Annotated in this window: 24 protein-coding genes; 2 read left to right on the forward strand and 22 right to left on the reverse strand. The window is 72.2% G+C overall.

All coding sequences use genetic code 11. The annotated features are described in order from the left end of the window. From ACZ4W9_RS21165 to ACZ4W9_RS21245, 17 genes are all read right to left on the reverse strand, one after another. Positions 1 to 309, reverse strand: coding sequence for a hypothetical protein (locus ACZ4W9_RS21165; protein ID WP_467937963.1), 309 nt, complete (start codon positions 307 to 309; stop codon positions 1 to 3). Continuing rightward, a complete protein-coding gene (locus tag ACZ4W9_RS21170; protein ID WP_467937967.1) occupies positions 309 to 1,142 on the reverse strand; it encodes a DUF2303 family protein in 834 nt (277 codons plus the stop codon). The genes ACZ4W9_RS21165 and ACZ4W9_RS21170 overlap by 1 nt, the downstream gene beginning before the upstream one ends. Before the next feature lie 5 nt (positions 1,143 to 1,147). Beyond that, entirely contained in the window at positions 1,148 to 1,516 is a 369-nt protein-coding gene (locus ACZ4W9_RS21175) for a hypothetical protein (protein ID WP_467937970.1), read from the reverse strand. Between the two features lie 102 nt (positions 1,517 to 1,618). Beyond that, positions 1,619 to 1,906, reverse strand: coding sequence for a hypothetical protein (locus tag ACZ4W9_RS21180; RefSeq protein ID WP_467937972.1), 288 nt, complete (start codon positions 1,904 to 1,906; stop codon positions 1,619 to 1,621). Further along, complete coding sequence (locus ACZ4W9_RS21185; protein WP_467937974.1) at positions 1,903 to 2,463, reverse strand: hypothetical protein; 561 nt, start codon at positions 2,461 to 2,463, stop codon at positions 1,903 to 1,905. Before ACZ4W9_RS21185 ends, ACZ4W9_RS21180 begins: the two co-directional genes overlap by 4 nt. Further along, on the reverse strand, positions 2,460 to 3,101 hold the full coding sequence (locus ACZ4W9_RS21190) for a hypothetical protein (protein WP_467937976.1): 642 nt from the start codon (positions 3,099 to 3,101) through the stop codon (positions 2,460 to 2,462). The genes ACZ4W9_RS21185 and ACZ4W9_RS21190 overlap by 4 nt, the downstream gene beginning before the upstream one ends. Beyond that, on the reverse strand, positions 3,098 to 3,379 hold the full coding sequence (locus ACZ4W9_RS21195) for a hypothetical protein (RefSeq protein ID WP_467937978.1): 282 nt from the start codon (positions 3,377 to 3,379) through the stop codon (positions 3,098 to 3,100). Before ACZ4W9_RS21195 ends, ACZ4W9_RS21190 begins: the two co-directional genes overlap by 4 nt. Further along, entirely contained in the window at positions 3,376 to 4,125 is a 750-nt protein-coding gene (locus ACZ4W9_RS21200; RefSeq protein ID WP_467937980.1) for an exonuclease domain-containing protein, read from the reverse strand. Before ACZ4W9_RS21200 ends, ACZ4W9_RS21195 begins: the two co-directional genes overlap by 4 nt. Further along, the gene (locus ACZ4W9_RS21205; RefSeq protein ID WP_467937982.1) at positions 4,122 to 4,901 is read right to left on the reverse strand and encodes an ERF family protein; all 780 of its coding nucleotides are present in this window, start codon (positions 4,899 to 4,901) and stop codon (positions 4,122 to 4,124) included. Before ACZ4W9_RS21205 ends, ACZ4W9_RS21200 begins: the two co-directional genes overlap by 4 nt. Before the next feature lies 1 nt (position 4,902). After that, positions 4,903 to 5,940: a YqaJ viral recombinase family nuclease gene (locus ACZ4W9_RS21210; RefSeq protein WP_467937984.1), complete on the reverse strand. Its 1,038-nt coding sequence runs from the start codon at positions 5,938 to 5,940 to the stop codon at positions 4,903 to 4,905. Continuing rightward, entirely contained in the window at positions 5,940 to 6,200 is a 261-nt protein-coding gene (locus ACZ4W9_RS21215; protein ID WP_467937986.1) for a hypothetical protein, read from the reverse strand. Before ACZ4W9_RS21215 ends, ACZ4W9_RS21210 begins: the two co-directional genes overlap by 1 nt. Beyond that, positions 6,197 to 6,661, reverse strand: coding sequence for an RNA 2'-phosphotransferase family protein (locus tag ACZ4W9_RS21220; RefSeq protein WP_467937988.1), 465 nt, complete (start codon positions 6,659 to 6,661; stop codon positions 6,197 to 6,199). Before ACZ4W9_RS21220 ends, ACZ4W9_RS21215 begins: the two co-directional genes overlap by 4 nt. After that, on the reverse strand, positions 6,658 to 7,176 hold the full coding sequence (locus ACZ4W9_RS21225) for a hypothetical protein (protein ID WP_467937990.1): 519 nt from the start codon (positions 7,174 to 7,176) through the stop codon (positions 6,658 to 6,660). Before ACZ4W9_RS21225 ends, ACZ4W9_RS21220 begins: the two co-directional genes overlap by 4 nt. Continuing rightward, on the reverse strand, positions 7,173 to 8,204 hold the full coding sequence (locus ACZ4W9_RS21230; protein ID WP_467937992.1) for a hypothetical protein: 1,032 nt from the start codon (positions 8,202 to 8,204) through the stop codon (positions 7,173 to 7,175). Before ACZ4W9_RS21230 ends, ACZ4W9_RS21225 begins: the two co-directional genes overlap by 4 nt. Then, positions 8,201 to 8,674, reverse strand: coding sequence for a hypothetical protein (locus ACZ4W9_RS21235; RefSeq protein ID WP_467937994.1), 474 nt, complete (start codon positions 8,672 to 8,674; stop codon positions 8,201 to 8,203). Before ACZ4W9_RS21235 ends, ACZ4W9_RS21230 begins: the two co-directional genes overlap by 4 nt. Then, positions 8,671 to 9,024 (reverse strand): hypothetical protein, encoded by a 354-nt coding sequence (locus tag ACZ4W9_RS21240; RefSeq protein ID WP_467937996.1) that lies wholly within the window; start codon positions 9,022 to 9,024, stop codon positions 8,671 to 8,673. Before ACZ4W9_RS21240 ends, ACZ4W9_RS21235 begins: the two co-directional genes overlap by 4 nt. Positions 9,025 to 9,127: 103 nt before the next feature. After that, a complete protein-coding gene (locus ACZ4W9_RS21245) occupies positions 9,128 to 9,358 on the reverse strand; it encodes a hypothetical protein (protein ID WP_467937998.1) in 231 nt (76 codons plus the stop codon). Between the two features lie 604 nt (positions 9,359 to 9,962). Here ACZ4W9_RS21245 and ACZ4W9_RS21250 point away from each other — a divergent pair. Both ACZ4W9_RS21250 and ACZ4W9_RS21255 read left to right on the forward strand, forming a co-directional pair. Further along, positions 9,963 to 10,334 (forward strand): helix-turn-helix domain-containing protein, encoded by a 372-nt coding sequence (locus ACZ4W9_RS21250; RefSeq protein WP_467938000.1) that lies wholly within the window; start codon positions 9,963 to 9,965, stop codon positions 10,332 to 10,334. A 422-nt stretch (positions 10,335 to 10,756) separates the two neighbouring features. Further along, on the forward strand, positions 10,757 to 12,064 hold the full coding sequence (locus tag ACZ4W9_RS21255; RefSeq protein ID WP_467938002.1) for a tyrosine-type recombinase/integrase: 1,308 nt from the start codon (positions 10,757 to 10,759) through the stop codon (positions 12,062 to 12,064). Positions 12,065 to 12,350: 286 nt separating this feature from the next. On the opposite strand, the gene ACZ4W9_RS21260 is transcribed toward ACZ4W9_RS21255, so the two are convergent. The 5 genes from ACZ4W9_RS21260 to ACZ4W9_RS21280 all read right to left on the reverse strand — a co-directional run bounded on the left by ACZ4W9_RS21260 (position 12,351) and on the right by ACZ4W9_RS21280 (position 18,396). Further along, positions 12,351 to 12,701: a hypothetical protein gene (locus ACZ4W9_RS21260; protein WP_467938004.1), complete on the reverse strand. Its 351-nt coding sequence runs from the start codon at positions 12,699 to 12,701 to the stop codon at positions 12,351 to 12,353. A gap of 12 nt (positions 12,702 to 12,713) precedes the next feature. Then, positions 12,714 to 13,403, reverse strand: a complete 690-nt coding sequence (locus ACZ4W9_RS21265; RefSeq protein ID WP_467938006.1) for an RES family NAD+ phosphorylase — start codon at positions 13,401 to 13,403, stop codon at positions 12,714 to 12,716. Next, positions 13,403 to 14,095 carry a hypothetical protein gene (locus ACZ4W9_RS21270; protein ID WP_467938008.1) on the reverse strand — a complete coding sequence of 231 codons (693 nt, stop codon included), beginning with the start codon at positions 14,093 to 14,095 and terminating at the stop codon, positions 13,403 to 13,405. Before ACZ4W9_RS21270 ends, ACZ4W9_RS21265 begins: the two co-directional genes overlap by 1 nt. Beyond that, positions 14,092 to 17,427, reverse strand: coding sequence for a CHAT domain-containing protein (locus ACZ4W9_RS21275; protein ID WP_467938010.1), 3,336 nt, complete (start codon positions 17,425 to 17,427; stop codon positions 14,092 to 14,094). Before ACZ4W9_RS21275 ends, ACZ4W9_RS21270 begins: the two co-directional genes overlap by 4 nt. Positions 17,428 to 17,574: 147 nt before the next feature. After that, positions 17,575 to 18,396: a MerR family transcriptional regulator gene (locus tag ACZ4W9_RS21280; RefSeq protein ID WP_467938013.1), complete on the reverse strand. Its 822-nt coding sequence runs from the start codon at positions 18,394 to 18,396 to the stop codon at positions 17,575 to 17,577. Positions 18,397 to 18,408: the final 12 nt, after the last annotated feature.

The raw sequence follows: 18,408 nt of genomic DNA on the forward strand, positions 1-18,408 counted from the left end.
TCAGAAGAGCGTGGTCGGTGCGGCGGTGCAGCGGTGCGTCAGGAGGTGCTGGTGCGGGCAGTCCGGCGGGTGGCGGCCGGTGGTCCAGCGGAGCCGCAGCGGGCCGTGGCGGGGGCGGGGCAGGCACCACACGAGATCGTTGGGTGTGCTCGCCGCGAGCGCGGGCCCGTAGGGGCGGGGTTCGTCCGGCGGGGGCAGGTCGACGCTGGCCTTGAGGGCTGCGGTGTTGCCGACCCACTGGACGAGGAGGGGCGCCCGGCACGCGGGGCAGCGGGTGCTGCCGTCGCCGCCCCGCGGCCGGGCGGCCATCAGGCGGGGCTGCCGTTCATGATCGTGGTGTCGATCTGGTCGCCGATCGCCTGCACGACGTCGGCGAACGCCGTCGTGCGGATCTCGTCGGGGCGCTCCAGCTTGTAGCCGAGGCGGAGACCGTCCTGCCCGATGCGGTGGCGCAGGCGGGCGGTGAGCTTGTAGCCCTCGCTGCCCTCGAACGGCACCAGGCCGATGACGAAGGTCTCGGGTACGGTGAGCTGGCCCTTCTGTCCGGCCTTCGTGGTGGTGGTCTCCACGTACTGGAACTGGCGCTGCCCGGAGGAGAGCCGGGTGGCGGACTGGAAGTCGACCTTCTGCGCCGCCTGGAAGGACTGGGCGATCTCCAGCATGTCGGCGGCGGCCGGCTCCAGCAGCTCGGGCAGGTGGTCCTCGAGGAACTCGGCGAACGTCTCCTGCGACATGAGCTGTCCGTCCATGCCGAGCCACTGCTTCCACGCGGCGGTCTCCCGCAGGGCGAGGTGGAGGCGGTGGCTGGCCCAGCGCGGCTCGGTGGCCGTGTGGGCGTCGAGGACGGCGGTGACGGTGAGGCGGTCGCTGTCGGCGTAGACCTCGCTGTCGGCGTCGCTGTGCTTGGTCCAGTAGGCGAGGAACGATTCGGCGTCGCGGACGGTGGTGGTGCCGTTCTTCCGTCCGGGCTGGCCGGTGTGCTGGGGGCCGGTGAGGTCGATGCGCTCGACGCCGCGCGGGGTGGTGACGGCGTAGATGTGCCCGGCGGCCAGCTGGGCGGGGGTGGTGGCCTGCTGGGCGATGTCGATGACGGACTGGATGCCGTCGAGCTGGTCGGCGGGCGCGGAGGTGTAGATCGTCACGGTGATCAGGCGTCCTTGTACTCGGTGGTGGTCGGGGCGGTGCGGAAGTCGAGCTGCATCTGCCGCGGGTCGTTGCGGGTGGGGTTGCCGTCGTCGTCCACGAAGTAGATGGCGGCCGGCGGGGTGGACTTGGGGGCCTTCAGGTCGGACTCGACGCTGATGGCGAGGGGGTCACCCTCGACGTGGCCCTTGGACGGCTCGACGGCGACCTTGATGACGAGCTGGCCCTTCTTGCCGTGCGTGGCGACGGCCTGGAGCAGCTCGTGCAGCTCCTCGCTCAGGGCCTGGTGGACGCGGCCGTTGAGGTGGCCGACGAGGAACGCGGCGAACTCCGCGGGCTGGGTGTTCCGGTCGGTGTCGGGCTGGATGGTCATGCGCTGTGGTGCCTTTCTCTGTGTGGTGGCGGGGTGGGCCCGCCCCGCGAGCGAGGGGGACGGGGCGGGCCCGGTGGCGGCCGTGGGGGGATGGGCCGCCGGTCAGGTGGTCTCGTGGCGGACGGCGGCCTGGGCTGCCCGGTACGCCTGCGGGGTGGAGCGCCGTTTCCCGGAGGCGACCGCGCGGGCGTCGTGGACGCGGGAGTCGTTCAGCGGGCTGGGGGTGGTCCAGGCGCCGGCGGGAATGCCGGGCCCGGGCTCGATCTCGGGCAGGCCCTGGAGCGCGCGCGGGGTGTGGGCGGGGCAGCAGGGGCCGGTGAGGTACGGGCGTACGTCCCGGGTGGTGCCGCAGTGTCGGCGCTCGGCGCCGATCCAGTGGCCGCACTTCATGCCGCCACCTGGCCCTGGGACCGCTTGCAGGTGTTGCAGTACGCGCGGCCGTCCGTGCCGATCCGGCCGTGTTCGCTGAGGTCGTGACCGGCATGGCAGCGTTCCGGGAGCGCCCGCCCGCCGCGCAGGTACCGGAGCTGCTCCCGGGTCCGGCGGCGGCCGGGCTCATCCTCGACGTGCTCAGGCGCCACGCAGTGCTTGACGCCGCAGTCGGCGAGGGCGTAGCCCTCGGGGGCACGACCGGTACGGATGCGGAAGGCGACCGCAGCGGCGCTGTGGTGTTTGTCCTTGAAGGACAGCAGTGGTGTGCCGCTGGCCGTGCCACGTTCGCCGGTCCACTCCACGTGGCCGCCGTCGACGGGCTTGGCGTACAGACGCCACTTCTCTTCGATGGTGCGCGTCTCCTCCGGGCGGACGTAGGCGGGGAGCTGGAGTTCGTTGCGGATGGCGCGGATGCGGGCGCGGTCGGCGCGGAGTTCGCGGCTGATGCGGTTGACGCTGTGACCTGCATGGAGCGCAGCCACGATCTGTTCCCGGGTGGCGTTGATGTAGCTCATCGGGCAGTCACCACCGCGCGCTCGGGCCAGCGCACCGAGTCCAGTGCGCGCCGCCGCTCGTCCGGTACGACGGCGAGTGGCCAGCCGAGCCAGTGCAGGCCCATCGCCATCAGCACGTAGGCGTCGGCTTCGTCGTACCGCGCTTCGCCCTCGGTGGTGATGCCGTACGTGTCGGCGACGGCCTGGCGGAGGGCGCCCTTGAGGGCGGTCCCCTTGAGCCGCTTCCCGGTGTCCGGGTCGACGGGCGCGGCGGTGCCGACTGCGTAGATCATGCGCTGGCCGGGCGTGACGACGGCGTAGGGGATACGGCGCTTCCACAGGTCGTGCCGGACCATCCACCGCATGCCGGCCAGCGCGTCGGCGCCCTGGTTGTTGTGGCCGTAGGCGGCGCCCTCGATGACCACCAGGTCGGCGTTGCGGATGTGGTCGGCGATGCCGGTGAGCTGCTGCTCGAACCGGGAGTGCTGGGACTGGCCCTTGGCCTTGATGTAGTCGGTCCAGCCTTTGCCCGCGATGCCGGTGATGCCCATGGCGACGTCGAGGCCGATCACGCGCGGGGCGCGGCCGGTGGCGGGCCGGGCCCCGGCCGCCGTGGTGGCGGCCGGTGCCTTGGGGTCGAAGAGGGTGTAGGCGGTCACCGGTCCCCCTGGCGGTGCTGTGAGATGGAGGCGGTCAGCTGAGCGCGGCAGTCCATGCAGACCAGCCCGCCCGCCGCGAACCGGACGTGTAGGGTGCGGCGGTGCTCGTCCAGGCACCACGCCTCGACCTGGACGAGGGCCTCGATCGGCCGCAGGATCTGGGGCTCGGCCGTGACGGCGCGGTGACGTCCCTTCGTGGCGTTCCGGCGGGACATGCCAGCCCTGGCGAGGAGCGCACTCACGAGCGAGGAGGCGCCGGCAGCGATGCGGGTGGTCATGCCTCACCCCCGCGCTGCGCCGGGATCAGCGGCCACGAGCCGTCGATCACCTTGTTGGGGTTGCCGCCCTGCTCTGGCGTCGCCCGGGTGCGGAACCACTCCTGGAGGCCGGCCTGCTGCTCCGCCCGCCAGGCCTGCTGGGCGGCGAAGAGTTGCGCGGGGCCCATGGTGGCGAGCTGCGGGTACCGCTCGAACTGCCGCTCCGCGATGAGGAGTGCGGCGAGCGCGTCGGCCTCGGCGGTGTGCCAGTCCTCCAGCTGCACGCCGTACCGCTCGGCGGTGGGCTTCAGCTTCCGCTGGCCGCTGCCCTTCACGTACTTGTCGACCTGCTTGTCGATGACGTGCGGGTCCAGAAGGGGCAGCGGGTGCAGGCCCACGCGCTCCTCGACGGTCGGCAGCCCGTGGCGGGCGAGGTCGTGGTGGAGGATCGTCCAGTCGTAGCTGTGGTTGTACGCGATGAGCGGCATGCCCCACTCGATGGCCCGGACGAGGTTGACGGCGATCTCGTCCAGCGCCCTCTTCGGGTCCTGGCCCTCGGCCTGGACCATGGCGTCGGTGATGCCGTGTACCTCGGACGCCTCGGCCGGGATCGGGATGCCGGGGTTGATGAGCCAGGAGAAGACGCGGTCCGGCCGGCCGCCGCCGCGGACGATGAACGCCGCGGTGACGATGCGGTCGTTGAGCGGGTCCGGGCCGGTGGTCTCGGTGTCCCAAGCGGCTTTGCGGACGGTGGCGAAGGAGGTCACTCGGCACCCCCAGCCGCGCGCTCCTTGCCGATGCGGACGACCATGTCGCCGATCGGCTCTTCGTCGCCGACCTCGTTGGTGACCAGCGCACCGAGTTGGCGGGTGGTCCGCAGCTCGAAGTGGATCTGCCGCAACCGTCCGGCGCTCGTGTGGGGGTTACAGATCTCGTCGAGGTAGCTCGCCGCCGGCCGGACCGGGGCCTCGCCGCGCTCGATGTTCGACTCGTCGCTGTCCGGCGCGCCGGTCGGGATCAGACCGCCGACCAACAGGGCGACGCGCTGCGCGATCGTCTGCGCCTTCGCGGTGCCCTTGTCGGCGTAGTCGAGGGCCTCGCCCTCGGACTCCATTTCGAAGAAGTCGCCCTTGGGCCCGTAGATCCGCCAGGTGATCAGCGTCGTCGCCTCGCGCATCGGCGTGCCCTTACCACTCTTGGCATCCCGGTGGGAGGGAACGACCCGGTGCGGGATGACGGAGACACCGTGCTTGAGGGTGATGGGCCCGAAGGCGGCGACGACACGCTCGTAGCCGCGGAAGTCGTACTTCTTCTTGCCGTTCTCGACGTAGGCGTCGCCCTTGCCGATCCAGGAGATGTCGCGGCGGACGCGGAGCCAGGCGATGTGGACGGGCACCATGTCCCAGTCCTCGCCGTCCTTCGGGACGTAGTCGCTGAGGTCGGGGAGCGGCTCGGCCGTGGTGCCGGTGTAAGCGTCGGGTTCCGTTTCGTCCGTGGTCACGGTGCGGCCGGCGGCCGCGGCTGCGTTCTCGCGCAGACCCATGTCAGATGCCCCCCTTGAAGGCCTTGGAGATGGCGATGCGCTCGGTCGGGTTGGCCCTGACGCAGGCCTCGTAGGCGTCCGGCCAGCGCTCTGCGAGCAACTCCAGGTCGACCTTCGGCGCGGCGTTCGACGGCTCCAGCGCGTAGGCACGCTCCCCGCCAATCAGGGCCTCCTGGGCACCACCGATGGCAGCGACCATGCGGGCCTTCGCGGCTGCCTTCGCCTTCTTCGCGGCGGACTCCTCGCGCTGGTGGCGGTTGTAGTCCAGGAGCGCGTCCAGGGCGTCGGGGTGGCGGTCGATGTCCACGGCACCAGAGCGGGTGGGGTGCAGGCGTCGGAACATCTGCGCCACCGCCTCGCCGTCGCCGGACGGTTCCGGTGGCACCTGGGCCTGGACGTGCTCGGCCCAGAACTTGTCCATGGCCGTGGTGATGTCTGCGATGACGTCCGTGTACTGGTCGGCGCGGACGGTGCCCTGGTGGTACTCGTTGCCGCCGATGAGGACGGCGAAGTGCATGTGGTCGTAGCCGTTGACGACGATCTGCCAGAGCATCTGGGCGAGGACGTCGTCCGGGGCGCCGGCGTGCCACTGCGCGCTCTTGAACGCGGAGCGGGTCTTGACCTCCAGCGCGCAGGGGACCCGCTTGTCCTCGGCGAGAGGGCACTCGGTGACGCGTCGGTCGAGGGTCGTCATCCAGTGCGTGTGGTCAACGTGGGCCACGAGACCGACACGACGGATCACGCTGCGGTTCCGCATCGCCCAGTAGCGGGCGACGGGCTCCTCGTGGACGGTGCCCCAGAACGCGGCCTCACCGGCGTCATCGACGTCGTGGCCGAGCTTCTCGTAATAGACCTTGATCGGCGGCCTCTTCTCGACCAGGCCGAGGAGCGCCGGGACGTCGGAGGAGCCGATGCCGGAACGGCGGGCGGTGAGCCAGACGTCGCGGTCGGCGTCGGCGGGGAGGATGAGCCGGCCGGTGGGGGTGACCCGGCGGCCGGCGGCCGGGGCCTGAGCCCCGGCCTGCACGGTGGTCGTCATCAGGCGGTCTGTCCCTTCGGCTTCGGCTTCCACACGCCGGCCGCCTCGGCCCAGGCGTGGTAGTCGGCCAGCGGCATCCCGCCCTCGTGGGCGGAGTTGTCGTTCAGCGCGGTCGCGGCGGCGTTCGCGAGGAACGCGTGCCCGATGGCCGCGAGCAGCACCTCGGCGGTGCCCTCCTCGATGACGAGGGCGCCGTGGCTGTTCTTGCTGCCCTTCAGGAGCCGCTCGGCCTCGCGGTAGTGCTCGGGTCCGGTGCTCATGCGGCCATACCGCCTTCCGTGGTCGTGAAGACGCTGGCGACGGTGGCGGCCCACAGCTGGCGGCGCAGCGCCTCCGCAGGCGTCCCGTCGAACGCGTCGCCGTACGCCACCTCGGCACGGGCGGCGATCTCCCGCGCGGTGTCCGGGCCCACCCGGACCTCCCCGCGCTCGATCTGCCCCAGGACCCGCTCGTGGTCGCGCATCGGGGTCAGCGGGTTGCTCATCGGCGGCTGTCCTTCCGGGGTGGTCGTGGGGTGGTAGATGCGGCGGCCGTCGATGTCGACGGCGGTGAGGTGCCCGCGCCGGGCGTGGGATCGCAGGTCCTTGCGGACCGTGTTGCGGCCGGTGGTCGGCCACGGCGAGCCGGTCATCATCTGCTCGGCGAGCTGGGTGGTGACCGGCCGGCCGTAGGCCCTTATGGCGGCGAGGAGCCAGCCGCGGCGGGTGATGGTGTCGCTCATCGGCCGTCGTCCTTCCGGGTCTTGAGCGTGTAGAACTGGCGGCCGGGCTCCTCGTGGCGGACGAGGTGGCCCCAGGCGGCGAGATCGCGGAGGTCGCCCCGCGCGGCGGTGCGCAGCTGCGGCCAGCGGGCGCCGGGCGGGCCGATCTGGGCGTCGCGGTAGAGCTGGGCGGCGCGGGTGGTGGTCCAGCGGCCTCGGCTTGTGCGGATGGCGTCGAGGAGCCGGGCGACGCGGCCGGTGGGGCCGGGGGTGGCGTCGGCCCCGGCAGGGCTGCTCTTCCCTCCGAACGACTCGGTCACGTCGGTCCAGCAGGCGGGCCACTCGTCCGCGGGCTCGGCGTACGGCGACCACGCCTCGGTCTCCGCCGTGCGAAGCCAGCCGAACGCCATACGCTTGCCCGTGTCCGGGTGTGCGGTGTCGGCCACGACACGGAACACGGTGAGGAGTTCGGGCGCGGTGAAGCCGTTGGCGTCGTAGGCGTAGATGTGGCCGGGCTGGAAGAAGTCGGCGGTCACTCGTCGGCCCCCTCGTCATACTCGGAGGCGACCTCCAGCGCGGTCACGACGTAGCCGGACCAGTCCTGGAACTCACCGCCGACCGTGAAAATCAGAGCTTCGGCCCCGTCGTTGGCGGTCCAGGCGAGTTCCGCGCCGGGGTCCTTGCGGCGCAGCACCGCCTCGCAGTGCGCCTGGGCAGCCTCCCGGGCGGTGTACAGGCCCAGCACGATCGAGTCGTGCGATGCCCGGTACACCGTCAAGGCCGGCGCCTCGGCGGGCTCCTCCTCGCGGAGAACCTGCGTCGGCGCGAGGAAGCGCGTCAGCCGGTCCACCGACGCATCCACCCGAGCCACAGCCCGGTACGAGCCGATCAGCTCGTGGATCCGGGCGATCGCGCCGTCCATCGGCTCGTACTCGGTCGCCGAGCCCAACGCGATCAGGAACGTGTCCAGCGACTTGGGGGCGAGCTTCCCAGCCCAGGCCAGCGGCTCCGCCTCCAGCGCGACGATGCGGTCCCGCTGCTCGCGCAGCGTCTCGGCAGCCTCCGACAGCGCCTCGTTCGTCGTGTGCCGCTCCGCGAGCAGCTCGGCGACCCGGGCCCGCGCCTCCCGACGCCCGCGCTTCGCGGACTCCAGCGCCACCCGCAGCCGCTCGTACGCCAGCTCCTCGCCAGCCACTTGCCCGCGCAGCCGCTCGTTCTCCGCGAGGACCCTCCGCACCAACGGGTGCTGCCGCGCCTGGTTCTGCTCCCACGCGGCCTGCACCTCGTCCCGGTTGGCCTTGTCCCTCAGCCACACCGCGACCGCCGCTTGACCAGCCGCTGCATCCGCGACCGCACGCACCCAACCGCGGTCGTAGTGCTCCTGCGCCACGTCCAGCACCTCGGGCCACGCTCGGCCCTTCAGGCCGTCGTACCTCTCGGCCGGCAGGAGGTAGACGACGCGCGCCACCTCGGGAATCTGCGCGTACACCTGCGTCTGCTGCTCGTCCGGGCGCAGCGCGTCGTACGAGCCGAGCATCACGCGGACGGTGATCGACTCGCTCATGCCGCACCGCCCGTCTTGGCCAGCGCCGGGATACCGCGCTCGGCCCGGAACTCGGCGATCGCCTTGCCGCAACAGACCGGCTCGCCCTCGGCGCTGTGCTCGTCCTGTCGGCATGCGGGGTCGGCCGCCTCGTCGGCGGTCAGCACCTCCCAGCCGTAGCCGCAGTGCGAGCACGTGTGCGTCTCCGTGCACACGATGCGGCCCTCGCGGACGTGCGACCTTTCCAGCAGCGCGGCCAGCAGCTCCTCGCACCGGCGCTTGTAGTCGCCGTCGATGTCGTTGCTGGCGAGGCGGTCGCCCATCGACACCCAGCCGAAGTCGCCCAGCCGGCGGGGCGCGATGGCCACCTCGATCGGGCCGGACGTGACCGGCCCGGCGATGTCGCCCAGGCCGTCGAGCCCGAGGTCGCTGATGCTGCGCGGCGCGATCGTCACGATCACCCGCCAGTCGTCGCGGTGGGTCTGCTTCACGCCGCCACCGCCGTGTCCTCGGTCGGCCGGATCTCCAGGCCGTGCCGCTCCGCCCACTTGCGGGCCCGCTTCTCGTCACCGCGCTCGCAGTGCTCCGCGAAGTCCACGTAGCCGTACACCGCGTAGACCACGGGACCGAAGTCCACGGATGCCTCGGCGTTGCCCTCGTCGTCGTACGTCACCGTCAGACCGTGGTCGGCGGCGAACTCCTCCACCGCCGCCCTCGTGTGCAGCGGGACGATGAACCGGTCGGGCCCGTAGGCGACGGGCGCGGTCGGGGTGCGCTCCAGCCAATCGGCGAGCGCGCGGAGGCCGGCGATGCGTGCCTGCCGCTGGGGGTCTGGGATCATGGGAGCCACGGAGGCTCCTCCTTTCGCTGGAGAGGGGTGAGCGCCGAGTCGTGGGGTCGCCGGTCCTGGCAGTCGGGCGGCCCTTCGGCGCATCAGGGGTAGATCAGGCGGCCGGCCGTGCGGCCTGTTCGGCCATCCACGCCTGGACCTTGGCGAGGTCGAAGCGCCGGCCGCGGAAGCTGGTCGGCTCGACCGGGCAGCCCTTGATCACCCACTGGTTGACCGTCCAGTTGCTGACGCCGTAGCGGGCCATGAGCTGGGCGGTGGTCAGGAGCGGGGTAAGCCCGGTGGGGGCGAGGATCTGGGTGCGCTCAGCGAGAGTCTGAGTCGCCATGGGGGTTACACCTTTCTACTGTCACAGTAGAGACTGAGGGCATGTCGAACACATCCTGCAAGGGCTCGGAGAGCGCCGAGGCGATGAGCCATGCGGTACGGAGTCGGCAGGTGTCGACCGCCGTCCGGCCGCGCCCGGTGACCTTGCTGACCGTCGCTCGGCTCACACCTTTTCCGCGGACGTCCACCACCCGGGTACGGGCGGCGAGCTCGGCTTGCGTCACCCCTCGACGCTGCATCGCGTCCCGGAGTGGCTTGCCCGCGTCCTTGCGGATCAGGTCGGTCATGTGTGCCTCGCGCAGTTCGAAGTCCCGTCCCGGGTCCGGCCGATTGGTGGACGGTCGGACCCGGTGGCTGCGGCGCCTCGCGGTGCCGTTGACACATTTTTACTGTGTCAGTGTCAGTGAGGTCAAGTGAGTGTCGGCGAGTGTCAGTGAGTGTTGATGGGCGCTCTACGGGTGTGGCATATTTCGAACAGTCGTTCTAGAAGCGCGGCATATGCCGAGCGCACGGGGCGTGACGGGGAGGTCGCGCGCCGCGACGCGATCCCGCCACGCTTCTACTTTGGCTTGCAAAAGTAGAAGATCCACGGGCACTCTTACCCTGTGGACACCCCGGAGCGCACCGAAGACTTGGCGCAGCTTCTCGCACGACTCAAGGACGCATACCGAGTCAACGACAGCGAGATCGCGCGCCGCATCGGCGTCGCCCCCGCCACCGTGAACAGCTGGGTGCACCGCAAGCGCGGCGGCGGCCGCGGCCCGAAACGCGAGGCGCTCCAGGCGCTGGCCCGGGAGTTCCCCAAGTTCACCGAGCAGGAGATCTTTCGCGCCGCCGGCCGCCAGTCTCCGGGGCCGCTCAGCACCGAGGCCGAGGCTCGCATCCTGGAGCTGTACCGCGGGCTCACCGCGGAACAGCAGCGCATCACCGAGGCGCAGTTGCGCGCCCTGCATGAGCTGAACCGGACGGGGCAGTAGGGCAACCATCCGTCCAGCCCGCGGGTCTACGCATAAATGGACTCCGTCACTCCAGGTGACCTTTGAGCAACAACACGCTCAACAGTGGTCGAAAATTCCACCATCCGGAGGTACGGTCGGACGCACGCCCGATGTCCTCCCCCATCGGATCAGGTTCCGTCTGCCTGCGATTCTGGGGGTAAGCATGTGTGTCCGCGTTCGGTTCGCTCCTCCCGACGCGCTGCCTGGCTTCGACGCCAAGGGCAAGGCCATCATCATCCCGCGTGACCTCACACCAGCACACACCGTGACACTCGTCCGCGCCATTCTCACCGAACTCGTGGTCCCCCAGCCTGAGTTCGGTGCAGTCTGCTGGTGCGGTAACGAGGTCGACCTGACCTCCCGCGTGCCCAACCAGCGAAGGAGTGACCAGGTGGTGAACCATGGGGCGTAGGGCCTCGAACAACCCCCGCCAGCTGAGGTCCAAGACCTGCGGCTGCCCGAAGTGCATGGAGACGTACCCGCCTGAGGCGCATGGCAACCGGAACCGACGCCGCGACTGCCTCGGCAGCTGGCAAGCACGGTACAGGGACGCCAACGGCACCCAGAAGGCGAAGAACTTCGAGAAGAAGAAGGAGGCAGACGCCTTCCTCGACAAGGTCCGGGAGGCCGTGCGATCCGGCACCTACCTCGACCCGAAGCGCGGCGAGATCACCCTCGCCGCCTGGTGGAACGAGTGGTGGCCCGGCCACGAACCGGCCCGTCCGACCACCCGAAACCGCAAGCTGTCCCTGTGGAACGCCCACATCAAGCCGAAGTGGGGCCAGCGCAAGCTCGCGTCCATCCGGGCCGCTGAGGTGCAAGCGTGGATGCGCGGGGAGGTGAAGGGCCACGCCACGCAGGTGAAGGTCCGCGAGCTGTTCCGGGCCATGATGCGCGCTGCGGTCGTGGACGAGCGGATCGCGAAGAACCCGCTCGACACGGTCTCCATCACGGCAACGGCCCCCGCCCGCCACCCAGACGAGCTGCGGCCTCCGACCGAGGCCCAGTACGCCGAGATCCGGGAGGCGATCCCCACCTGGTACCGGCCGGTCATCGACTTCGCCCACGAGACCGGCATGCGCTGGGGCGAGATCGTCGGACTGCGCGCCTGCTACGTGGACGTTGCTGCGGGCACGGTAGAGGTGCGGCACATCATCGTGGATGACCACGGCACCGTCGTCCGGCAACGGATGCCCAAGACGGTGGCGGGCTACCGCACAGTGCCACTCACCGCGCAGGCGGTGGAGGCGGTCGAGCTGATGCTGGAGCGCCTGCCGGCCTCCCGAGCTGTCACCGACGTCGATGACGGGCTCTGCCCGGAGGAGCTGGTGTTCCGAGGCCCGATGGCCGGCGAAGCCCGGACCCTGAGGGGACAGAGGACCGTGCTGGACGGTGTGCTGCGCGGGAACAACTTCCGGCGCCGGATCTGGATTCCGGCGATCAAGGAAGTGGGATTGGCACGGCTCATCAAAAACCCTGAGACGGGGAGGGAGGAGTACTGGCCTCGCTTCCACGACTACCGGCACGCCCTGGCGAGTCGTCTGCATGCTGCCGGGGTCAGCGAGAAGGACGTGCAGCTCATGCTCGGGCAGGAGCGCGGAGGCCGGGTCACGTGGCTGTACACGCACGGCAGCGAAGGGGCCGCGGACAGGCTGCGTGCAGCGCTGGAGGGTGGGCGGGAGCCCCGCCACCTGCGGGCCGTCTCGTGAGCCTGAGGGGCTCGGAGTCCACGTGGAATCCACGAAACCCCCTCACTGGTCCTAGTCGAGACTCACTGAGACTCACTTAATGAGGGGGCCAATCCAGTTGACCTGCACTCACTGGGTCTCACTGAAACTCGCTGAGACTCACAGACTCGGCTACGTGTCTTTGCATGGCGGATGTCAGGGGTTCGACTCCCCTAGGCTCCACGGACAAAACCCCTCTCATCTGCGAAATCGCAGGTGAGAGGGGTTTTTGCCGTGGTGAGCGGACCCGCTGCGTCCGCTTTCGCCGTCAGCCGGCTTCGCGTTCTCCGCTCAAGCAGTGGAAACCGATGACGTCGTCGCGGTCGCGTGTCCGAGCGCGCTCGCACTCCCCGTACTCGTCGTAGTACTCGGAGAAGACCCACACGCCGTCCTCCGGGTCGCCTTGCGACCGGTAGCAGTCGTACCCGAAGACCGTCACGGGCCGGTCCGGCTCCGGCCGCGGCGCGTCCGGGTCGGGGCCGACACCGCCCTCGCATGCGTAGTCGACCGCGGCGGCCGCGGCCACCGGAGCGGCACTCAGCACGGCGCCGCCGCCGAGCAGACCGATGACGGCGGCGGCCGCGCAGGCGCGGCGCGGCCGGGGCCTCACTGATCGCATGGGAGACCTTTCTCAGAGGGGCGCACGGTCTTCCGGACGCGGGAGGGGGGATTTGACGGCCGCGCGGAGGGGTTCCAGGAGTTGGTTGGTTTCCTGGATGCCGGATGGGGAGCCGAGGTCCGGGACGCCGCGGTACGGCAGGGCGACGAGCGGGTCGGCCGCGAGGCGGTCGCCGAAGAGGACGACGCACCGCTGGGACGGGTTGCGCCGGGAAGCCCAGATCATCCCCATGGCGTCGGGTGCCTGGGCCCTGATCTCCCGGGCCCACCGGCGCGTGTGCGCGTAGTGCTCCGGGCCCTCGTCCTCCAGCAGGCGGTTGTCCTGGCAGACGGCGGCGAGGGCCGCCCCGGACAGCAGCGAGACCAGTTTCAGTTCGCACCGCGTCCGCACCACGTTCAGCGCCCTGCCCCGCACCTGGCGCCACAAGACCAGCCGCATGCCGGTCTCCGGGTCGTAGGGGACCGAGCGCAGCAGGGTCTCGGCCAGCGCGGTCTCGGGGTCCGTCGCCGCGTACAGGCAGGGGTACGGGTCCTGGGGTGTGCCGTGGAAGCGGCCGGGCGCGGGGTCGTCCGGGTCGAACGGCTTGAACTCCACGGGCGCGAACCGGGACGGGTGCATCCGCCAGAGCGGGGTGCCGGCGGGCAGCAGCTCCCAGTGCGGCCGGAAGCGGTAACCGGAGGGCGACACGGTTGCCTCGTGCATCAGTCCCCCTCCACCAGTGCCACGGCCGCGCCCACCAGGTCGCGGTCCGGCCGGACGCCCAGCAGGGCGGCGGGCGGTCCCCCGCCGAGCCACAGATTGCGGCTCAGCCACCAGTCGGCGGCACCCCACGGGTCCACGTCGGCCAGCAGCACCCGGTTGATCCGCAGGACGATCTCGTACGGTGCCCCGCCGCCGGGCTCGAACTGGAACTCCGGGTAGCGGTCGCCGCGGTCGGGGTCGTCGAGCCGGATCAGCTCGGGCGGTGGCGCGGCGCCGTGGCAGCGGGCGCGGGCCTCGGCGGCCGAGAGGGCGGGCGCGTGGAGCAGTCTGCGTTCGACGGCGGCGATGACGGCCGCGGTGCCGGGGGGCGGCGGGGGACCGGCCGCGAGACGGGTCAGCAGGTCCCGGGTGCGCAGCACGGCCGGTCGGCCGGCCGTCGCCGCACCGGCGAGCCGGGCGGAGTCCAGGGCTTCGCGCACCGGATGGTCGTACGGCAGCGGCACCAGGCAGAGCCGTACGGCCTGGAAGGCCCGGCGTACGGCCCTCGGGTCGTCCGGCGCGGTGTCGGCGAGGGCCCGCAGCCGTGTGAGCAGCAGCTCGTACTGCTCGGCGGTCAGCCGGGCGCGGATGTCGTCGAGGTGCTCGTCGACGAGGGCGAGCAGCGTCGTCCCGCCGTCCTCACCCGTGGTCATGCGGTCTCCTTCCCCGGGCCGGGGTGACCCTGGTGGATGAACGCGGCCCACAGCAGGGGCCGGCGCAGATCGGGCCGGCGGACGTCCGGGCGCAGGTCGCCGGTCAGGCAGCCCGGGTCCTCGCGGTCCGGGTCGAGCATCCACGACTGCGCGGCGCGCAGGGCGTCCACGGGGCTGAGCCCGGCCCGCAGGCGGTGGTGGAAGACCGCCATCAGCAGGGCCGACGCGCTGTCCTGGGCGACCCACCGCGAGCCCACGACATCGCGTGCGCCGCCGGCGACGAACGCGGTGGTGAGGGTCAGGGCCTCGTCGTGGTCCCGGGTGCTCAGGTCGGTCTCGCAGGCGCTGAGGACGATCAGCGGGCCGTCCGGCGCCGCAGGCCCGGCGGGCCGCGGCCGGTCGAGGAGCCGGGTCACGGTGAGCCGGCCGGTCTCCTCGCCGTCGGCGGGGGCGAGGTGCAGGGCGGACTCCGTCGGCCGTACGCCCGCCACCCCGTGCGTGGCCAGATGGACCACCGAGTGGTCCTGGGCGAGCAGGGCCAGCAACTGGTCCGGGGTTCCGGCCGGCACCGAGTCGGGCGGCAGGGTGGCGAAGTCGCCGTACAGCCGCGCCCCCGGATAGAAGGCCTCGCGCAGCTGGAGGACCTCCGGCTCGGCGAACGTCAGGGAGAGGCCCGGGTCGGCCACCAGGGCGGGGGCGGAGACCGGGGCGCGGGGCGCGCGGGTGATCGTCCGCAGGAACTGGCTGCCGGACGCCGCGTAACTGATCACCAGCGCCTGGCAGAGGTAGTCGTACGGGGCGCCGGCGGGGAAGCGGGCCGCGTGCCAGGGGACGACCCCGAGGCGGCCGCAGGGCACCAGGACGACCCGGGGCGTGCGACGGCCGGGCCCGCTGTCCGGCAGGTGCTTCTCCAGCCCGGCGAGCACGTGGGCGAACACTTCGTACGCCCAGTCGCACAGGTCGTCCAGGGCCTCTTCCCACGCCTGCCGCGTCGCCGCGCCGCCGTGGTCCGGGCCGGCGGAGCGGGCGGCGGCCGCGTCCAGGTACCGCTTCAGCGGCTCGGACTCCGTCTCGGCCAGCAGGGGCAGGGCGCCGAAACCGATGCCGGTCTCCGGGCCCACCGCGAGCACCATGCCCGGGGCCGCGCCGCCGTCGCCGGGGACCAGATAGATCAGCGCGTCCGCGCCGGACTCGCCGACGCCGTCCGCGAGTTCGCGCAGCGTGGGGGTGCCGAGCAGGCCGCCTTGATCCCGGTAGCCGAGGGCCTCCAGGGCCTTCCGGCGCAGGGTGCTGGGCAGCCCGGCGGGCAGTTCCCCGGTCTCCGGGGCGCCGGACTCCCGCCAGGCGTCGGCGAGTTCGGCATGACCGCGCTCCTGAAGCAGGTCCGGTACGGCCTTCGAGGTGGCCGCCGCGTGCAGCACGAGGGCCCGGCCCAGCTCCAGCGCGGTGACCGCGTCCTCCACCCTCCCGTGCGCGGCGGCCCACAGGGCGGCCCGTACGCCGAGGGAGGCGCCGTTGCGGGCGGTCGTCAGGCGGTGTTCGGCGCCGAGCTGGAGGAGGATGTCGGCGGCGAGGGTGGCCAGGGCCTCATTCGCCGCGTCGGTGGCGGCGTCCGCGTCGGACGCGTTCCGTTCCCGGTGCCAGCGGGCGCGGTAGGACTCGGCGAGCGTCCACAGGGACTCGGCGGCGACGCGCGGGGCCCGGCCCTGCCGGATGTGCTCGCGCAGCCGTTCCAGCGTGGTGACGGCGGCGTCGAGGTCGGCCGGGTCCTTGGTCAGGCTGTAGCGCATGCCCAGGCGGTTCGCGGCGGAGTGCAGCCGGTCGGCGGGGGCGTCGGGCGGCGGCACCTCCCGCTCCGGGAGGTCGTCGGGGGTGTCGGTGAGGTAGGCGCGCAGGGCCGCGAGGTCGGGGACCATCGCCTCGAGGTCCGCGTCCCCGATCGGCAGGACGCTGTTCCGCGCGGCCTCCCGGCCCTCGTCCAGGTCCGCGAAGCCGCGCAGCATCAGCTCCCTGTCCAGGGTGGACCGGCCGAGCACGAGGCGGACCGCGGCGCGGGCGATGAGGGCCATGCAACGGAAGTCGTGGTCCTCGGGAACGGAGCCGGCGAGGGCCTCCGCGCGGGGCAGCAGGTCGCGCAGTCGCCGCACGTCCTCGGCCTGCCCGGCGACACGGACGGCGGTCACCAGCTCCGTCACGTCCGCCATGACCGCGAAGCCGTCGGCCATGGGGACGGGGCTTTGCGACGTGCGCCGCAGGTAGTCGACGAGGGACCGCGTGTGCGCGAGACCGAGTTCCAGGTCCTGGAGGGTGCCGCCCGCGCCCTCGCTCACGTTCAGCAGCATGGCCATCATGCCCTCGATGCCGTCCCGCCCCGGCACGCCGTCCGGCAGCCCCTCCAGCGCCTCGCGCAGCCGCCGCAGCTGCTGCTCCAGGGCGGCGGGATCCCCGCCGCCGGCACCGTTCACGAAGTCCACGGACGTGGTGTTGACCGCCTGCAACGCGACGAACAGCCGGCGGAAGTCCTCGGGGGTACGGAGCGGGGGCGGGGGGCCGGCGCCGGGTGCCGGGTCCGCGCCCGTCCGCGGGTCCCCGCCGGTGTCCGGGCCTGGCCCCGTCTCCGGGCCCGCTCCCGGCTTCGGTCCCGCGCCGCCGGCCGTCCTCAGCAGGTCCGTCATCATCTGCCGCATCCGGTCGGTGAACGGATTGCCGTCGTCGGGCAGGAGGCTCGTGAACAGGTCGGTCATCCCGTCCGCCGAGGGACGGTCGTACAGGTCGCGCACCTGCCGCAGCTGCCGCAGCTGCTCCGGCGGCAACGGCAGCTCGGAAGCGTCGGCCACCAGCTCCCGCAGACCGGCCGCGAAGGCGGCCATTCCGGCCGGACCCTCCCGCGCGATCATGTCGAACATCGCGGTGGCGTCCGGTTCCGGCGGCAGCCCGCCCAGCATCTCCTGCAACGGCATCGCGTGGGTCAGCAGGAACAGCGCGGCCCACCGCCGGTCCTCGGCACAGACCGCGGCGCCGATCTCCGTCGCCGGGTCCCGCGCGTCCCGCAGCAGGCCGTGCGCCCGCTCCCGGTCCCCGGGCGCCCCGCCCCCGGCGACGTGCCGCAGGGTGAGGGCGCCGCCGAGCCACACGGCGACCGAGCCGCGCAGCCCCGGATCGTGGTCCAGCAGCCGGGAGAGGGCCTCCAGTTCGCCGACCGCGTCATCGTGGGCGCGGGAGGCCTTGACGACGGTGTCCGGCGCCGGCAGCAACGCCTTCGCCCGGCCGATGGCCTTGTGGGCCCAGGCCCGCACCGCCCGGACGCCCCCGCTCTCTTCTTCTTCCCCCACCGGCACTCCTCCCGCCCCGAGGACGACAGCCCGTTCCGGCCCCCATGATGACGAGACTTCCGTCTCCACGAGGGCCGAATGCCGGGCTTTTACGGCCGGCGCCCGTTCGGCACCCGGAACTCGCCCGGGACCCGCCCGCCCGGGCGGTCAGGGGCGGTGGACCGGTGCCTGGAGCTCCGTCACCCAGTCGTCGCGGTTCTCCGGGCACTCCAGGCTGATCTCGCGGGGGTAGCCGGCCGAGTGGTAGCCGTGGGTGTCGATCCAGTGGGCCAGCGCCTGGGCCGTGGGCAGCACGGTGTCCATCGGGCCGCGGTGCACGATGGTCGCCGCACGGTCCAGGGGCGGCAGGTCGAGGACGCGGACGGTGCCGTCCCGGAGCGGTGCGGAGACCTGGACGGCGGCGTGGACGATGATCCTGCCGCCGCCCTCCGGGGCGTCCTCGTAGGAGGCGATGCCGGGGCCCGCGGGGGCGATGCCCGCGCCGTCCAGGCGGCGGAACAGTTCTTCGTAGAGCGGGCCGATGACCGGGCCGATGTCCTCGGGCTGGTAGCTCTCGGCGGTCGCGGTCAGCTCCGCCACCCGGACGGCGGGGACGCTCTTGAGGACGACGTCGTTCGTGGGCATGTGCCCCTCGCTCTCGATCGCTCGGAGCCGCGCCTCGACCTGGACCAGCCGTGCTTCCGTGGCGGCCATGGCACTCTCCAGCTCGGCCCGCCGCAGCCGCAGCATGCCGCGCAGTTCCTCGGCGCCGACCTTCTCGTCCACGATGTCCCGGACCTGCCGGAGGGTGAAGCCGAGGTCCTTGAGCGCGATGATCCGGTTGAGGCGGGCGAGCTGGGCGGCGCCGTAGTGGCGGTAGCCGCTGGCCGGGTCGACGTGGGCCGGGCGCAGCAGGCCGGTGGCGTCGTAGTGACGCAGCATCCGGACCGAGACACGGCCGTGCCGGGCGAAGTCTCCGATGGTGAACATGATGTCTCCGAG

Source organism: Streptomyces sp. NPDC029296, assembly GCF_055569255.1.

Coding starts and splice junctions, on each gene's coding strand:
- ACZ4W9_RS21165 (WP_467937963.1), bottom strand. CDS start 309: ATGGCCGCCCGGCCGCGGGGCGGCGACGGCAGCACCCGCTGCCCCGCG.
- ACZ4W9_RS21175 (WP_467937970.1), bottom strand. CDS start 1,516: ATGACCATCCAGCCCGACACCGACCGGAACACCCAGCCCGCGGAGTTC.
- ACZ4W9_RS21180 (WP_467937972.1), bottom strand. CDS start 1,906: ATGAAGTGCGGCCACTGGATCGGCGCCGAGCGCCGACACTGCGGCACC.
- ACZ4W9_RS21185 (WP_467937974.1), bottom strand. CDS start 2,463: ATGAGCTACATCAACGCCACCCGGGAACAGATCGTGGCTGCGCTCCAT.
- ACZ4W9_RS21195 (WP_467937978.1), bottom strand. CDS start 3,379: ATGACCACCCGCATCGCTGCCGGCGCCTCCTCGCTCGTGAGTGCGCTC.
- ACZ4W9_RS21205 (WP_467937982.1), bottom strand. CDS start 4,901: ATGGGTCTGCGCGAGAACGCAGCCGCGGCCGCCGGCCGCACCGTGACC.
- ACZ4W9_RS21210 (WP_467937984.1), bottom strand. CDS start 5,940: ATGACGACCACCGTGCAGGCCGGGGCTCAGGCCCCGGCCGCCGGCCGC.
- ACZ4W9_RS21215 (WP_467937986.1), bottom strand. CDS start 6,200: ATGAGCACCGGACCCGAGCACTACCGCGAGGCCGAGCGGCTCCTGAAG.
- ACZ4W9_RS21220 (WP_467937988.1), bottom strand. CDS start 6,661: ATGAGCGACACCATCACCCGCCGCGGCTGGCTCCTCGCCGCCATAAGG.
- ACZ4W9_RS21230 (WP_467937992.1), bottom strand. CDS start 8,204: ATGAGCGAGTCGATCACCGTCCGCGTGATGCTCGGCTCGTACGACGCG.
- ACZ4W9_RS21240 (WP_467937996.1), bottom strand. CDS start 9,024: ATGATCCCAGACCCCCAGCGGCAGGCACGCATCGCCGGCCTCCGCGCG.
- ACZ4W9_RS21245 (WP_467937998.1), bottom strand. CDS start 9,358: ATGGCGACTCAGACTCTCGCTGAGCGCACCCAGATCCTCGCCCCCACC.
- ACZ4W9_RS21255 (WP_467938002.1), top strand. CDS start 10,757: ATGGGGCGTAGGGCCTCGAACAACCCCCGCCAGCTGAGGTCCAAGACC.
- ACZ4W9_RS21260 (WP_467938004.1), bottom strand. CDS start 12,701: ATGCGATCAGTGAGGCCCCGGCCGCGCCGCGCCTGCGCGGCCGCCGCC.
- ACZ4W9_RS21265 (WP_467938006.1), bottom strand. CDS start 13,403: ATGCACGAGGCAACCGTGTCGCCCTCCGGTTACCGCTTCCGGCCGCAC.
- ACZ4W9_RS21270 (WP_467938008.1), bottom strand. CDS start 14,095: ATGACCACGGGTGAGGACGGCGGGACGACGCTGCTCGCCCTCGTCGAC.
- ACZ4W9_RS21280 (WP_467938013.1), bottom strand. CDS start 18,396: ATGTTCACCATCGGAGACTTCGCCCGGCACGGCCGTGTCTCGGTCCGG.